This is a genomic window from Micromonospora sp. URMC 107 (assembly GCF_051386315.1).
Lineage (GTDB): Bacteria > Actinomycetota > Actinomycetes > Mycobacteriales > Micromonosporaceae > Micromonospora.
In genome coordinates, this window is record NZ_JBPQTK010000016.1 from 55296 (window position 1) to 71940 (window position 16645).

Genomic DNA, 16645 nt, shown 5'->3' on the forward strand with positions numbered 1-16645 from the left:
GGCCAGGACACGACTGCTGGAGTCGACATGGTTGCAAAGCGGCGAAGGCGGAACAAGGGGCGGAGGCGGCAGTCGTGCATTTGACAGCCGCTGGTTGTCGAGTTGCGGCGGCAAGTGCCACCCGCGGTCAACCTATCGGCCGCCACGTCGAACCCTGGTCGACTCGGTGGGTATCCTCATCGCGTTTCTCGGTACGGTATGCGGCATGTCTTCGCCCAGCCCCGCGCCGCTGCTCCGGGAGTTCATCGACATCCCGGAGCGCACGAGCACGAGCGACTTCGTGCTCAAGCTCGCCGACAGTGTCGCCGACGCCGACGCCACCCTCCGTGACTATGTCGTCACGGACCGGCTGCTCGGCAACTTCGACGAGGCGCTCGGGCTGATCCGCTCCGCGGTTGAGGGGCACGCCTCGAAGGCCGCCTACCTGCACGGCTCCTTCGGCTCCGGTAAGTCGCACTTCATGGCGGTGCTGCACGCGCTGCTGCGGGGCGAGTCCGTCGCCCGGGGGCGGGACGAGTTCGCGCCGCTGGTCGCCAAGCACAGCGTTTGGCTCGACGGCCGCAAGTTCCTGCTGGTGCCGTACCACCTGCTCGACGCCCGCTCGCTGGAACAGCGGGTGCTCGGCGGCTACGTCGACCGGGTCCGCGCGCTGCACCCCGAGGCGCCCATCCCGGCCGTGCACCGCACCGACGCGCTGCTGGACCAGGCCGCCTCGCTGCGGGAGAAGATCGGCGACAAGCAGTTCATCGAGGGACTGCCCGGCGGGGACGTCGAGGATGAGTGGGGCGAGAGCGAGACCTTCTGGACGCCCGAGCGGCTCGACGAGGCGTTCGCTGGCGCGTACAACGACGAGCTGCGCCGCAAGCTGGTCAACGACCTGCTGACCAGTTGGAACAGGGGCTTCTTCAGCAACGCGCGGGAGGACGCCGAGGCGTTCGTCTCGCTCGACCGGGGCCTGACCGAAATCAGCCGCCACGCCAAGGAACTCGGCTACCACGGCCTGATCCTCTTCCTCGACGAGTTGATCCTCTGGCTGGCCAACTCGATCGGCGACCAGCAGTTCGTCTCCCGTGAGATCCAGAAGATCACCAACTTCGTCGAGGGCGGCGACACCCGCCGGCCCATCCCGGTCATCAGCTTCATCGCCCGGCAGCGCGACCTGCGCGAACTCGTCGGCGAAGAGGTCACCGGTGCCAACGAGCTGAGCTACCAGGACACCCTCAACCTGGCCAGCGGCCGCTTCGACGTGATCAAGCTGGAGGACCGCAACCTCCCGGAGATCGCCCGCCGCCGGCTGCTCAAACCCCGCGACACCACGGCCGGCGAGGCCATCGCCCGGGCCTTCGACGCCACCACGAAGGTACGCCGGGAGGTCTTCGACACCCTGCTCGGCACCGACTCCGGCAGCGGCGCCGACATCGACGCCTTCTGGTCGACGTACCCGTTCAGCCCGGCGTTCCTCTCCACGCTCGTGCACGTCTCCAGCGCGCTGCAGCGCTCCCGCACCGCGCTGAAGCTGATGCGCCAGCTGCTGGTCGACCGCCGCGACACGCTGCGCCTCGGTCAGCTCGTGCCGCTCGGCGACCTCTACGACGTGATCAGCAGCGGCGGCGACCAGCCCTTCACCGAGAAGCTCAAGGCCGAGTTCGAGATGGCCCAGAAGCTCTACGACCTGAAGCTGCGCCCCTACCTCCTCGGCCAGTACGACCTCACCGACGACGACCTCGACGCGGCCCGCCGCGGCGACCCGCAGCCTGCCGAGACGACGGGCCGGGTCCGGGCCTTCACTGGCGACGACCGGCTGGTCAAGACGCTGCTGCTGGCGGCGCTCGCGCCCAGCGTGCCGGCGTTGCGGAACCTGACCGCCCGGCGGCTGTCGGCGCTCAACCACGGCAGCATCACCAGCCCGATCCCCGGCGGTGAGGTCGCCCAGGTCAGCCGCAAGCTCGCCGACTGGGCGGGCCGGTTCGCCGAGATCCGCATCGGCGAGGGCGACGACCCGGTGGTCTCCCTGGAACTGGTCGGCGTCGACGTCGACAGCGTGCTGGCGACCGCCAAGCACTACGACAACGAGGGTGCCCGCAAGCATCTCGTGCAGCGGCTGCTCTGGCAGCAGCTCGGCGTGCCGTGGAGCGACTCGTTCTTCGCCGAGGCCGGGCTCACCTGGCGCGGGAGCCGCCGCGCCATCGAGCTGGTCTACGGCAACGTGCGCGACCCGCACGACATCCGGGACGAGGCGTTCCATCCGAACGACCCGACCGGCTGGCGCATGATCATCGACTACCCGTTCGACGACGGCAGCCACGGCCCCGCCGACGACCGACAGCGGGTGCAGGAGCTGACCAGCCGGACGACCTCCCAGACGGTCTGCTGGATCCCGGCGGCGCTGACCGTCGAGCGCCGCACCGACCTGGGCAAGCTCGCCATCATCGACAAACTGCTCGAAGGCCAGCGCTTCGACAGCCATGCCGAACACCTCAACCCCGACGACCGGCGCCGTGCGCAGGCCGCGTTGACCAACCAGCGCAGCGCCCTGACCGCCAAGATCCAGGCCGTGCTGCGGCAGGCGTACGGGCTGGCCACCAAGCAGCCCACCGACGTGCAGCTCGGATTCGACGACCATCTCCAGTCGCTCACCCGTGCCCTCGAGCCGAAGCTGCCGATGGGCGCCACCTTCAACGACGCGCTGCGCAGCCTCGGCGACCAGATGCTCAGCCAGCAGTTCCCCGCCCACCCGGACTTCGACCCCGAACGCAAGGGCGAGGCCGTACGCCTGCCCGAGGTCAAGGTCGTCCTCGACCACGTCCGGCAGGCGGTCGAGTCGCCCGAGGGCCGGGTCGAGGTGGACCGGGCCCACCGGCAGACGCTGCGCCGGATCGCCAACCCGCTCGGGCTCGGCACCATGCACGAGGCCGCGTTCGTCATCGAGGGGCAGTGGGCCCAGCACTTCCACCACAGGGCCGCCGCTGAGGGCATCACGGGAGAGCTGCGGGTGGCCGACCTGCTGCGCTGGATCGACCAGCCGCAGGCGCGCGGCCTCGACCCGATCGTGGCGCAGCTTGTCGTGGCCACCTTCGCCGAGCAGACCGACCGCGCGTTCCACCATCACGGCAGTCCACTCGTCCAGGCGCCCGACCTGGGCCGGATCTCCGCCGACCACACTCTGCGCGAGGAGCGCCTGCCCGGCCAGGAGGACTGGGACACCGCTCGTGCCCACGCCGCGGCCATCTTCGGGTTCCAGCCGATCGCGTTGCGGCGGGGCCGGCTCGTGGCGATGTTCGGCCGTGACCTGGTCACCCAGGCGAACCGCTACCGCGAAGCGGCGCATGGGCTCGTCGCCCGGCTCGAACAACACGCGAGGTGGCTGGGCATCGACACGGAGTCGACCGGTGGTCGGCTCGGCACCGCCCGTGTCGCGGCAGACCTGCTGGAGGGGCTGGCCGGCTCGCGTTCGGCCGTGGAGACCGTGGAGCGCCTCGCCCGTGCCGAACTCGGCGGTCCGGCCGACCGGACCGGGAAGAGCATCAAGAGCGCGGCCCAGGTGTCCGCCGATCTTGCCGCCGTGTCCTGGGACAACTTCGAGATCATCAGCGGGCTCGGCGGCACATGGGCCGCCGAGGCGGCGGCGATCCTCACCGAACTGCGCCGGGTCGGCCAAGCCGACGAGTTGACCGCCCCGCTGTCCCCGGCCCTGCGCCGGGCCCAGTCCGACGCGGTGGCGTTGATCCGCAGGGCCACCAAAGTTGTTCCGCCGCCCCCGCCCCCGCCTCCACCGCCTCCGCCGCCAGCCGGCAAGGCCCTTATCGTCGGTGGGCAGTTGGAGGACGCGACCGCCAAGCTGCAGCAGTACGTGACGGACCACTCGGGCGCCACGATCGAGGTGAGCTGGAGAATCGTCTCGTGACCCAGGCACCCGCCCCCGCCCAGGCGCTGCGGATCAGCCCGGCGGCGTTGCGCCAGAAGGTGTCGCAGCAGCTCGACCGGCACCGCAACGGCGACGCGTACCCGGTGCTGGTGGTGCGCGCCGAACCCGCGTGGCCGCACGATCCGACGATGCTGTTACCGGACGGCCGTCGGGCGCGGATCGAGCCGTGCGTCTCGCCGCTCGCCGTCTGGGAGCACCTTGTCGCCGATCGCGGCGACGAGGTGCTGGTGCTGCTCACCGACATCCCGGAGTCCGTGCTGCACCACGGCGTCCGCAGCCGGATCTTCCGGGAGCGGGTGCACACCGTCGAGCCGTGGGACCTCGTCGTGGACGCCTTCGGCGCGCAGTTGCCGGACCCCGCCCTGGAGCGGGAGTCGTGGGCCGGCGTGGCGTTGCTCGACGCGATGCCGACGGCGGGCTGGCCGAAGCTGGCCACCGCCGTGCTGACCCGCGACGTCGCGCTGCGGCACCTGGCCGCCGTGCGCCTCGGCCTCGACCGGCGGGGCGAAGGCCCGGAGGCTCTCGACGTCGCCGCGTTGTTGCGGTGGAGCGCCGAACCGGGCGCGGTGGAGGCGTACGGGCTGCTGCGCGAGGAGGAACAGGCCGGGCTGTCCCGCTGGCTCGTGGGGCAGTTCGGCCGGCCGGCGAAGGCCCTGTTCGCGCTGACCGCGGCCGGGCGAGGCCAGGAGGCCCTACCTCTCGGCCTGGTCTGCGACGCGTTGTGGAGCGCCGACAGCGCTGACGCGGTACGTGCCCAGGGCCGGGTCGACCAGTACTTCGGCAGCCTCAACGACGACGCGACGGTGCGGGGCTTCGCCAAGGCGACCGTACAGGTGGTCACCGGCCTGCTCGCCGCCGCCGAAGCGGACGTACGGCGGCAGGGGCACGCCGTGCTCGACCGCGCCGAGGAACTGCTCGTCCAGTTCAACGCGGCCGGCAGCGCCGGGCACAGCTCGATCCTGCGTACCGGCTTCAACCAGCGGATCGGCGTCGCGGCCCGAGCCCTGCTCGCCGGGCTGCACGACGCGGCGGACACCGCGCTGGAGCGGGCGGTCGGACACCTCGCCGAGCACCGGCTGGCAGCGGCGGAGACGGAGCGGATCACGCGGATCCGGATGGCGCAGCGCCTCGTACGCTGGCTCGGCACGGACGTGGCGCCGCCCGAGAGCGTCGCGGACGGAGTGGATCGGCAGATCGCCGAGTGGGGCTGGGCCGACCTGGCGCTCAACCACGTCTGGGCGGGCGACGACGCTCACCCGGAGTTGCAGCAGGCGTTCCGGCAGATCCACGATCGCGCACAGGCGCGCCGCCGGGAGCTCGACGGCGCCTTCGCCCGACGCCTCGGCGCCTGGGCGACCGCCGGCCCGGGCAACGACGGCGGGCTGCTCACCGTGGAGAACCTCCTCCCGCGCGTCGTCGAGCCGCTGATCCGCGCCGACCGGCCGGTGCTGCTCGTCGTCCTCGACGGCATGAGCGCCGCCGTCGCGGTGCAGCTCGGCGACGAGCTGGCCCAGCACTGGGTTGAGTACGACCCGCTGGCCCGAGCCGGCGCGGGACGCCGCCGGGGCGTCGTGGCGGCGCTGCCCACGCTGACCGCCGTCTCCCGGACCTCACTCTTCGCCGGCGCGCTGCGCAGCGGCAACCAGGAGCACGAGAAGAAGCTCTTCGCCGAGGGCCGTTGGGGCAAGGGCTCGCGGATCTTCCACAAGGGCCCGGCCCGGGGCGGCGCGGGCGAGGTGTTCGCCGGCGAGTTGGCGGCGGCGGTCGCGGGCCCGGCTCCCGTGGTCGCCGTGGTGATCAACACCGTGGACGAGTCGCTGGCGCACGGTCGGGAGGGCGGCGAGGCCGGATGGCAGCTCGACGACGTCGGGTTCCTGCGCAGCCTGCTCGACCAGGCGCGGTCCTCCGGCCGCGCGATCGTCGTCACCAGCGACCACGGGCACGTCCTGGAACGCGAGGGCCAGCACGTCAAGGCCACCGACGCCGCCTCCGCCCGCCATCGGACCGGCCCGGGCCCGACCGCGCCGGGCGAGATCGAGCTGACCGGCCCGCGTGTGGTCGCGGATGGCAAGCGGATCATCGCGTTGTGGGACCCGCTGCTGCGCTACCGGCCCAGTAAGGCGGGCTACCACGGTGGCGCCTCGCTCGCCGAGGTCACCATTCCGCTGCTGGCCTTCCTGCTGCCGAACGTCGCCGAGCCGCCGGCCGGCTGGGCACCCGTCGAGGCTCGCCGGCCCCAGTGGTGGCAGGCGACCACCGCCGCACCGGCCGCCGCGCCCGTGACGTCGGCACCCGTGCCCAAGCCGCGCCGGAAGGCACCGGCCGTAACCGGGGACGCGCTGTTCGACGTACCCGAGGCGACGACCGCGACCCCGGCGGCGCCGGCGGGCGACGGGGACCTGGTGGCGGTCCTGCTCGCCTCGGAGTTGTTCAAGGCTCAGCACAGCCTGACGCCGCGCCGCGTCGACGAGCGGAAGATCGAGGCGGCGCTGCGCGCGCTCGTCGACGCGAAGGGCATGCTGCCGGTGGCGGTCCTCGCGCAACGTGCCGGTGAGGCACCGGTACGTGCGGGAGGATTCGTCACCACGCTGCAGCGCATCCTGAACGTCGACAACTATCCCGTCCTGTCGCAGATCGACGACAACCGGACCGTCCGGCTGGACCTGGCGCTGCTGCGGGAGCAGTTCGGGCTGCCAGGGGCGAAACCGTGACCACGGTCAGTCCCGCCCGCCGCAGGGAGGTCATCGACGCCCTGCGGCGGGGTGCCGTGCCGGCTGCCGGCCTGGACCTCTTCGCGGTGGGGCTCGACCGGTTCGGCACCGCGGTCGGTGAGGACCTCGACACCGTCGCCGCCGGGGGCTCCGTCTTCAAGGCCGTCCGAGGCGAGTACGGCTCCGGCAAGACGTTCTTCACCCGGTGGATCGCCGAACGCGCCCGACGGGCCAACCTCGCGGCGGCGGAGGTGCAGGTCTCCGAGAACGAGACCCCGCTGCACCGGCTGGAGACGGTCTATCGCCGGCTCACCGAGCGGCTGAGCACCTCGACGTTCCCGCCGAGCGCGCTACGGCCGGTCGTCGACGGCTGGTTCTACGCACTCGAGGAGGACGTCCTCGCTGCCGGCGAGGCTGCCCCCGACGACGTCGACGCCCTCGACCGGGCGGTCGCCGCGCTGCTCGACCAGCGACTCGCCGCCGTCAGCCGGAGCGCCCCCGCCTTCGCCGCCGCCCTGCGCGGCTACCGGCGCGCCACCCTCGACGGAGATCCCGCGACGGCCGACGCGGTGCTCGCCTGGCTCGGCGGTCAGCCGCACGTCGCGGCGGCCGCCCGCCGCGTCGCCGGTGTCAAGGGGGACCTCGACCACTTTGCCGCGCTGAGCTTCCTGCAGGGGCTGCTCGCCGTGCTGCGCGACAGCGGGCATCCCGGCCTGCTGCTCGTGCTCGACGAGGTGGAGACCCTGCAACGCGTCCGCTCCGACGCCCGGGACAAGGCGCTCAACGCGCTGCGGCAGCTCATCGACGAGGTGCACTCGGGACGGTTCCCCGGGCTGTACCTGATCATCACCGGCACCCCGGCCTTCTACGAGGGACCGCAGGGCGTGCAGCGGCTCGCGCCCTTGGCGCAGCGGCTCGCCGTCGACTTCGCCACGGACGCCCGGTTCGACAACCCGCGCGCCGTGCAGATCCGGCTGCCCGGCTTCACCGTCGACTCCCTGATCGAGTTGGGCGGACGGGTCCGCGACCTGTACGCGGACGGGTCGGCGGCCCCGGACCGGGTGCGCCGCCTCGTCGACGACGGGTATCTCGGCGACCTGGCACGTGCGGTCGCCGGCGGACTGGGCGGCAAGGTGGGGGTGGCCCCGCGCCTGTTCCTCAAGAAGCTGGTGGGGGAGGTGCTCGACCGGGTGGACCAGTTCCCCGAGTTCGACCCCCGGCAGCACTACGCGCTGACCCTGACCACCACCGAGATGACCGACGTCGAGCGCAACGCGAGCAGCGCCGACGCGGTCGCGCTCGAACTGTAGGAACGCTGGCCGCGATGACGAGTGGTGCCGAACTGCTGCATCCGGTCGTACTGCACCACGTGGTCAACACCTTGCAGTGGCCGGCGCTGCGGCCGCTGCAGGACGCCGCCGTACGTCCGCTCCTGGCCGGCGAGGACGCCCTGCTCCTTGCGCCCACCGCGGGCGGCAAGACCGAGGCGGCGGTGTTCCCGCTGCTGTCCCGGATGGCGCAGGAGAACTGGTCGGGCACCTCCGTGCTCTACGTGTGCCCGCTGAAGGCCCTGCTCAACAACCTCCTGCCCCGACTGGAGACCTACACCGGCTGGCTCGGCCGCAGTGCCGCGCTCTGGCACGGCGACGTGACGATGGGACGGCGCCGCACGATCCTTCGCGAGCGTCCCGACGTCCTGCTCACCACGCCGGAGTCCCTGGAGTCGATGCTGGTCAGCGCCGCCGTGGATCACGACGAGTTCTTCGGGCAGCTCCGGGCGATCGTGGTCGACGAGGTGCACGCGTTCGCCGGGGACGACCGGGGCTGGCACCTGTTGGCCGTCCTGGAACGCCTCTCCCGGGTGGCGGGTCGCCCGGTGCAACGGGTTGGCCTGTCCGCGACGGTGGGAAATCCCGACGAGCTGCTGGGCTGGCTGCAGGGTGCCGGCCGTGACCAGCGTCCGGCACGGGTGGTGGCGCCGGGCATTGGCACGGCTGGCGTCACGACGGCGGCATCGCCCCCCGCCGGTGAGATCGAGTTGGACTACGTCGGGAGCGTGCACAACGCGGCCAAGGTGATCGCGGCCCTGCACCGGGGCGAGAAGCGGCTGGTGTTCTGCGACTCCCGCGCGCTGGTCGAGGAACTCGGTCAGCGGCTGCGGGCGCTCGACGTGACGACGTTCCTCTCCCACGCCTCGCTCTCCGTGGACGAGCGCCGGCGGGCCGAGGAGGCGTTCGCGCAGGAGCGGGACTGCGTGATCGTGGCCACCAGCACGCTCGAACTGGGCATCGACGTGGGCGACCTCGACCGGGTCATCCAGATCGACGCTCCGCGCAGCGTCGCCGCCTTCCTGCAGCGGATCGGCCGGACCGGCCGGCGGCCCGGCAGCAGCCGGAACTGCCTCTTTCTGGCGCTCGACGGGGAGGGACTGCTGCACGCCGCCGGGCTGCTCCACCTTTGGTCCCAGGGGTGGGTCGAGGCGGTCGTGCCACCACCCGAGCCCCGGCACATCGTGGCCCAGCAGATGCTCGCGCTGTCGCTCCAGCGGCACCGCGTCGGCGACCAGGTGTGGCCGGGGGAGTGGAACGGACTGGCGCCCTTCGACAGGAGCGCCGAGGTGATCGTGCGGCACCTCGTCGATCACGGCTACCTCGACGTCGACTCCGGGATGCTCTTCATCGGGCCGGAGGCGGAACTGCGGTTCGGTCGCCGGCACTTCATGGACATGCTGGCGGTGTTCACCGCCCCGCCGCAGTTCACCGTGCTTTCCGGTCGGACCGAGATCGGGCGGACCGATCCGGCGCTGCTCACCGCGAAGGTCCAGGGCCCTCGACTGTTGCTGCTCGCCGGGCGGAGTTGGCGGGTCACCTACATCGACTGGAAGCGCCGGCGCTGCTTCGTCGAGCCTGCCGACGGCGGCGGCAGGGCGCTCTGGATGACCGGCGGCTCCCCGCAAGGGCTGTCGTACCGGATGGTTCGGGCGATGCGCGACGTGCTCCTCGGCGCCGACCCGCCGGTCGCCCTCACCGGGCGGGCCAGCACCAGGCTCGCCCAGTTGCGGGAGGAGGCCACGCCCCTCCTCCATCCCGGCGGCACGGTGGTCGCCCGCGACGGCGACGGCGAGACGAAATGGTGGACGTGGGCCGGGTTCCGGGCCAACGCCACCCTGATCGCCACCCTCAGCGAGATCGCCGATCCGACCCAGCGGTACGACGACGCCTCGGTCCGGCTGCGACCCGACGTCGACCGGGACACGGTGCGGGCGGCCATGGCCGACGCCGCCGAGCGGCTCTGCCTTCCGGACATCAGTGAGAAGGCCCTCGCCGGGCTCAAGTTCAGCGCCGCGCTGCCCGAACGGCTGGCGGTGGCGACCCTGGCCGCGCGGCTGGCCGACCTGCCGGCGGCGCGCGCGGTGCTCGCCGAACCCACCCGGACCGTCCACCTCCCGGACTGACCCGGACCGGACCAATGTACGGCCGACGCCGTCAGTTCGGGTGGGGTGGTTCGTCGAGGATGGCGCTGAAGCGTTCCTCGGCCAGGTCGAGCTGGCCGAGGATGTGCTCCTTCACCGGCGCCGACAGGGGAGTGTCCGGCCGGGTGACGAGGTCGCGGTAGACCGGCACGAGCGGGCGGTACTTGCGGGCGGACGAGGTCACCTTCGGGCCGACGGTGTGGATGACGCCCACCCCGTTGTCCGTGAAGTCGGAGATCTTGATGACCCGGGCCCACGGCTCCCGGTCCAGGCTGGCAGCCACGTGCTCCCGGTACTGGACGTGCTTGTCCCGCCCCGGGTCGTACGCCGGATTGGTGACCGCGCCGACCAGGCGGGCCACCCGCGGGCCGAACCGTTCCGCGAGCACCGCCAAGGCGGCGGCGGTGGCGTCCCCGCCGTCGTGGGCCTCGGAAGATTCGCCGGAGGCCGTGGCGGCCAGCTCGTCGGGGTGGTCCTCCACCGCGTCGTGCAGCAGGCCGGCGACGATCACGTCGACGTCGCGGACCTGGTAGTGGTGCATCAGCCGGATCGCCACCCGCAGCAGGTGGTTCAGGTAGGGCTCGCGTACCCGCCGGTCGTCGCGGTGCAGCTCGGCGGCCAGGTCGAGGGCCTCCGTGAGCCGTGCCCGGGCGGCCTCGTCGAACGCGCGCAGCTCCAGCCGGAACCGGGCCAGCAGGCCGGGCTCGCCGTGGATCTCGGTGATCGCGTGCATCGGCATGGTGGCCAGGTAGGCGGGAAACTCCATGCGCCACTTATAGCCGATCTTCACCGCGCCGGGGGCCCCTGGCGTCGGCCACCCGACGCCGGAACCGCAGCCATCGGCGGCCCGACGCCGGAACGCTCGACTGCCGGGCCCCGCGGCGGCGCGCCGACGATCCCCGCGTCCGCGGGCGACGGGGCCCCGCGTCGGCGCGGCCGACGGCACCGCGACGCCGGGCCACCGGGCACGCCCGTCGTACGGCATCCCCTCAGGTGCCGGAGACGCGCTTGACCAGGCGTACGGTGGTGCCGTCGACGCCGCCGTCCACGGCGGCCTCGTCCATCAGCCGGGCCATGATCAGCCGGCCACGGCCGCGCTCGCTGTCGTCGGGGGTCGCCTCCCGCCACCCGCCGGTGTCGCTGACGACCATCTCCAGCCGGTCGGCGCGCAGTCGCCCCCGGACGGTGACCGACGCGTCCGGGGCGAACCGGTAGCCGTGCTCGATCGCGTTGGCGCACGCCTCGCCGGCCGCGATCAGGGCCGCGTCGACGTCCGCCTCGCCGATGCCGAGGCCGGTCAGCCACTCCCGCAGCGCCTCCCGCGTCGGCGCGAGCTGGCCCGGGTCGGCGGTCAGCGTCGCGGTGAAGACCGCCGGCTCGCGGTGCCGGTAGACCAGCACCGCCACGTCGTCGTTGCGGGTGTCGGGCAGCAGGTCCCGGACCATCCGGTCGGCCAGCGCCCCCTCGGGCAGCTCGCGGCCCTGGGTGAGCGCGGCGACCGCCCGGGAGATGCCTGCGTCGATCAGTTCCCGACGCCGCTCGACCAGCCCGTCCGTGTAGAGCAGCAGCGTCGAGCCGGGCCGCAACTGCGCCCCCGCCTCCGGCCGGCCGGGCACCGCCACGCTGGCCAGCGGCACCGACCCGGCGCGGGTCAGCAGGTCGGCGGAGCCGTCCGGGTGCACCAGGATGCCCGGCGGGTGGCCCGCCGACGAGTAGCGCAGCACGCCCAGCGAGCGGTCGATGATGGCGCAGAAGACGGTGGTGCAGGCCCCGCCCGGCACCATGCGGGCGAAGTCGTCCAGCGCGGAGAGCACCTCGGCGGGGCTCTTGGCCTGCAGGAGCAGGGCGCGCGAGGCGCTGCGCAGCTGACCCATGACGGTGGCGGCGCGCAGGCCCCGCCCCACCACGTCGCCCACCACCACGCCGACGAGGTCGCCGGAGAGTTGGACCACGTCGTACCAGTCGCCGCCCACCTCCAGCGGCGCCACCGCCGGCTGGTAGCGGGTCGCGAAGCCGGCCGGCAGGTCGACCGGGCCGAGCATCGCCCGCTGCATGGCCAGGGCCACCGTGCGCTGGGTCTCGAAGGCCCGCGCGCGGACCAGCGCCTGGGCCAGCGCCGCGCAGAGCTGCCGCACCAGCGGCCGGTCCACCGTCGGCACCGACCGGGGCGGATCCAGCTCCAGCCACACCCCGCTGGCTGCCCCGCCCGGCTCGACGCGTGCCCCGACCGCGGTCACCCGGCCCGCGTCGTCGAGGACCAGTTGCGGCTCGCCCTCCGCGGCCAGCCCGTCGAGCGCCCGCTGCACCTGCGCGGTCAGCGTCAGGCCCTGGGTCACCACCAGCGGCGTGCCGGCGGCGTCGGCGCAGACCGCCAGGCCGCGGGTGCCGTCCAGCAGGGTGCAGAGCTCGGACAGGCCGGCGTCGAGCACCTCGGCCACGTCGGTGGCGCGGGCGAGCCGACCGGAGAGCGCGGCCAGGGCGGACTGCCGCGCGGCGGCCCGGACCTCGGCGGTCACGTCGCGCAGCGTGGCGACGTAGAGGCGGCGGCCGGTACGCGGCTCCCGCAGCGAGTTGTAGACCGCCTCGGCCCAGATCCGCTGCCCGTCGGCGTGCCGCAGCGGCAGGGTGACCCGCCCCCGGTCGGAGCCCCGCGCGGTGCGCAGCACGTCGATCAGCAGGCGTCGGTCGGCGGGCGCGGCGTCGGCCTCCGGCCACCAGGGGTGCGGCGGCGCGACCGGCGCCGCCAGCCGGGCGGTGCCGACCAGGTGGCAGAACGCCTCGTTCGCCTCGACCAGGGCGCCGTCGGCGTCGACGACGGCGAACGCGTCCTGCAACGACTCAATGAGCGCCGCCCGCCAGGTCACCTCCTCGTTGCGCAACCGGGCCAGCTCCAGGTGCGCGCCCACCCGGGCCAACAGCTCCTCGGCGGAGAACGGCTTGGCCAGGTAGTCGTCGGCCCCGGTCCGGAGCCCCTCCACCGCCGCCTCCTCACCGGCGCGGGCGGACAGCACGATGATCGGCAGCCCGGCCGTACGCCGGTCGGCGCGCAGCGCCCGGACCAGCCCGAAGCCGTCCAGGCGGGGCATCATCACGTCGGTCAGCACCAGGTCCGGCACCCGCTCGGCGATCCGGTCGAGCGCCTCCTGGCCGTCGGCCGCGACGACCACCCGGTAGCGGGGTGCGAGCAGGCTCGCCAGGAACGCGCGCAGGTCGGCGTTGTCGTCCACCACCAGCACCGTCGCGGCGTCCCGGGCGTCGCCGTCGGTCCGGTCCGCGGGGGCGGGCACGGCCGCCGGGAGCCAGTGCAGGGCCTCGGCGACGTACGCCTCGTGGGCCGGCTCGTGGGGCGCCGTGGTCGCGGCGGTGGCCCGGCCGTACGGCAGCCGGACGGTGAATGTCGAGCCCTCGCCCTCGACCGAGCGCACGCTGACCTCACCACCGTGCAGCTGGACCATCTCCTGCACGAGCGCCAGCCCGATGCCGGTGCCCTCCTGCGACCGCCCGGCGGCACCCTTCACCCGGTGGAAGCGGCGGAACAGCAGCGGCTGCTGGTCGGCGGGGACGCCGACGCCGGTGTCGTCGACGGTCAGCGTGACGCGCTCGTCGTCGCCCCGCAGCCGCAGCCGCACCGCCCCGGACAGGGTGTACTTCAGGGCGTTGGAGAGCAGGTTGACCACCACCTTCTCCCACATGTCGCGGTCCACGTACGCGGTGCGCGGCAGGGCCTCGACCTCGACCCGGTAGCTCAGCCCCGCCTGGCGCATGGCGTACGCGAACGACTCCGCGACCCCGGCGGTGAGCGCCGGAAGGTCGGTCTCCGCCCGCTCCGCGTCCAGCCGGCCGCTCTCCAGACGGGCGAAGTCGAGCATGTCGTTGACGAGCTTGCGCAGCCGGCCGGTGTTGCGGTGCACCAGCTCCAGGCGTTCGCGCTGGCCCGGCGGGAGCGGCTCCCGCCGGTCGGCGAGGCTCTCCCGCACCGGCCCGGCGATCAGCGTCAGCGGGGTGCGCAGCTCGTGGCTGACGTCGGTGAAGAACTCCGTCTTCGCGGCGTCCAGCTCGGCCAGCGCGGCGGCGCGGCGGCGCTGCGCCTCGTACGCCAGCACGTCGCCCAGCGCCGTCGAGACCCGGTTGGCGACCAGGTCGAGGAAGCCCCGGTACGCCTGGTCCAGCTCCCGGAAGGGGCTGATGCCGGCGACCAGCACGCCGGCCGGGCGGGCGTGCCCGGTGGCCAGCAGGGGCAGCACCACCACCTCGTCCACCGGCACCCCGGCGACGGCCCCGGCCCGGGCGCGGGGGTCGCCGGGCAGGGTCGCTCCCCGTACCCGCGCCGGGCGACCGGTGCGGGCGACCTCGTCGATCTGCGCCAGCCAGCCGGGGCCCGCGGCGGCGTCGTCGGCCACGCCGACCGAGGCGGCCAGGACGAGGTCGTCCGCGTCGGACCACGGGCTGCCGCCCGGTGCGGGGCCGGCCGGGTCGCTCTCCGGCGGCACGCCCTCGGCGCGCAGGTAGATCATCGCGGCGGGCAGGTCGGCCGGGCTGCCGGTGAGGACCCGGGCCGACGCCCGGACGGCGTCGCGGGTGGTGTCCGCGGCCGCGATGGAGACCGAGCCCAGCTCGCGCAGCGTCTCCAGGCGCCGGTCACCCAGCACCCGGGCGGTGACGTCCGTGGTGGCCACGAAGATGCCGGGGATCCGGCCGTGCCCGGCGCGCACCGGGCTGTAGGAGAAGGTCCAGTACGTCTCCTCGAGGTAGCCGTGCCGGTCGAGCAGGAGCAGCTGGTTCTCCGCGTAGGTGGAGCCGTCGCCGGCGAGCACCTGGTCGGTCAGCGGGCCCAGCTCGGTCCAGACCTCGGCCCAGCACTCCGCGCCCGGCTGGCCGATCGCGGCCGGGTACTTGTCGCCGAGGACCGGGGTGTACGCGTGGTTGAAGATCTGCACCAGCTCGGTGCCCCACCACAGCAGCATCGGGATCTTCGACGGCAGCACCGTGCGCACCGCCGCGCACAGCTCCGGCGGCCAGGTCTCCACCGGCCCCAGGGGGGTGGCCGCCCAGTCGGTGGCCCGGTGCGCGGCGCTGGTCGGGTCGTCACCGGCGAAGAGGGCGTCGGCGGACGCCCCGGCGTCCGCCGCTGCGACGTGCTGCTCCGATTCCACGTCCGGCCCCCCTGTCCCCGAGCTGGTCTCCGGGTCGCAGGCAGCCGCCGTACCCTGCCCCTCATCGTCCCGCCGGGGACACTTTCCCCAACCGGTCACGCCCGAACCGTCCATCGACGTGACCCGACCCGCACCTCAGCGGACGCCGTCGCCGCGCGGGACCCGCCCGCCGTCACTGACCCACCCGACCCCGTCCCTGGCGGTCACGGCGACCCGTCCGTGGCAGTCGGCGGGCGATCCGTCCGGGCGGTCACGGCGACCCGTCCGCGCGGTCGGCGGGCGATCCGCGGGCCGGTCAGCGGGCGAGGCGGTGGTCGCGGGGGCTGACGCCGTGGACCCGGCGGAAGGCGCTGCTCAGCGCGAAGGGGCTGCCGTAGCCGACCTTGCGGGCGACCGCGCCCAGGGTGGCGTCGGGCTCGCGGAGCAGGTCGGCGGCGAGCGCCAGCCGCCACCCGGTGAGGAACGTCATCGGCGGCTCGCCGACCAGCTCGGTGAAGCGCCGGGCCAGCGCCGCCCGGGAGAGCCCGACCTCGGCGGCGAGGGAGGCGACCGTCCAGGAACGGGCCGGGTCGTTCTGGAGCAGCCGCAGCGCCGGGCCGACGACCGGGTCGGCGGCGGCGACGTACCAGGCGGGCGCGGCGTCGGGGCGGGCGAAAAACGTCCGCAGCGCGGCGATCAGCACCAGGTCGAGCAGCCGGTCGAGGACGGCCTCCTGCCCGGGTGCGTCCCGGGTGACCTCGTCGGCGAGCAGGGACACCAGCGGGCTGCGCCACTCCTCGCCGCCGACCACCAGCAGGGGCGGCAGGGCGGTCAGCAGCCGCCGGCTCAGCTCGCCGGGCAGCTGGTAGGTGCCGGTCAGCAGCACCGTGGAGCCGCCCGTGCCCGTGCCCGTGCCCCAGGTGCGTACGCCCAGCGTCAGCGCCTCGGCCAGGGGCTCGCCCCACAGCGTGGTGCACCGCTGCCCGGGGTGGACGACCACCTGCGGCGGGGTGGCCGGGTCGTCGGCCACGAGGTAGCCGTCCGGCCCGCGCAGCACCGCCACGTCGCCCGGCCCGAGCGTGACCGGCCCGCCGTCGTCGGGGACGATCCACGCCGCGCCACGGACCAGGGCCACCACGGTCAGCGGGGCGCGGTCCTCGACGCGCAGCGCGAAGGGCGGGTCCAGCACCGACCGGAGCAGGAAGGCGCCCCGGGCCCGGGGCCCGTCCAACAGCCCGGTCAGCGGATCCACCCCCGGATCCTAGCCACTCCCCCCGCCGGCCATCTCCGCGTCGATCATGCAGTCGTGGTGCCCCACAAAATCCGCAGACCATCCCATACCGCCCACCACAACTCCATGATCGACGCGGAGGCGGGGGGCGGGGGTCAGGGGGTTAGCCAGGTG

7 protein-coding genes are annotated in these 16645 nt (G+C 73.9%); 4 read left to right on the plus strand and 3 right to left on the minus strand.

All coding sequences use genetic code 11. The features are described 5' to 3' along the window. Positions 1–205: 205 nt before the first annotated feature. From pglY to ACSNN9_RS06190, 4 genes are read left to right on the plus strand one after another with little or no spacing between them, the layout of a single operon-like run. Positions 206–3904 (plus strand): BREX-2 system ATPase PglY, encoded by a 3699-nt coding sequence (gene pglY / locus ACSNN9_RS06175; RefSeq protein WP_436671694.1) that lies wholly within the window; start codon positions 206–208, stop codon positions 3902–3904. After that, a complete protein-coding gene (pglZ, locus tag ACSNN9_RS06180; RefSeq protein ID WP_436671696.1) occupies positions 3901–6636 on the plus strand; it encodes a BREX-2 system phosphatase PglZ in 2736 nt (911 codons plus the stop codon). Before pglY ends, pglZ begins: the two co-directional genes overlap by 4 nt. Next, complete coding sequence (brxD, locus tag ACSNN9_RS06185; protein ID WP_436671698.1) at positions 6633–7946, plus strand: BREX system ATP-binding protein BrxD; 1314 nt, start codon at positions 6633–6635, stop codon at positions 7944–7946. Before pglZ ends, brxD begins: the two co-directional genes overlap by 4 nt. A 14-nt stretch (positions 7947–7960) precedes the next feature. Then, positions 7961–10090 carry a DEAD/DEAH box helicase gene (locus ACSNN9_RS06190; protein ID WP_436671700.1) on the plus strand — a complete coding sequence of 710 codons (2130 nt, stop codon included), beginning with the start codon at positions 7961–7963 and terminating at the stop codon, positions 10088–10090. Between the two features lie 31 nt (positions 10091–10121). On the opposite strand, the gene ACSNN9_RS06195 is transcribed toward ACSNN9_RS06190, so the two are convergent. From ACSNN9_RS06195 to ACSNN9_RS06205, 3 genes are all read right to left on the minus strand, one after another. Beyond that, positions 10122–10874 carry an HD domain-containing protein gene (locus tag ACSNN9_RS06195; RefSeq protein WP_436671702.1) on the minus strand — a complete coding sequence of 251 codons (753 nt, stop codon included), beginning with the start codon at positions 10872–10874 and terminating at the stop codon, positions 10122–10124. A 223-nt stretch (positions 10875–11097) separates the two neighbouring features. Further along, a complete protein-coding gene (locus ACSNN9_RS06200; RefSeq protein WP_436671703.1) occupies positions 11098–15261 on the minus strand; it encodes a SpoIIE family protein phosphatase in 4164 nt (1387 codons plus the stop codon). Positions 15262–15556: 295 nt separating this feature from the next. After that, on the minus strand, positions 15557–16492 hold the full coding sequence (locus tag ACSNN9_RS06205; protein WP_436671705.1) for an AraC family transcriptional regulator: 936 nt from the start codon (positions 16490–16492) through the stop codon (positions 15557–15559). Positions 16493–16645 lie beyond the last annotated feature (153 nt).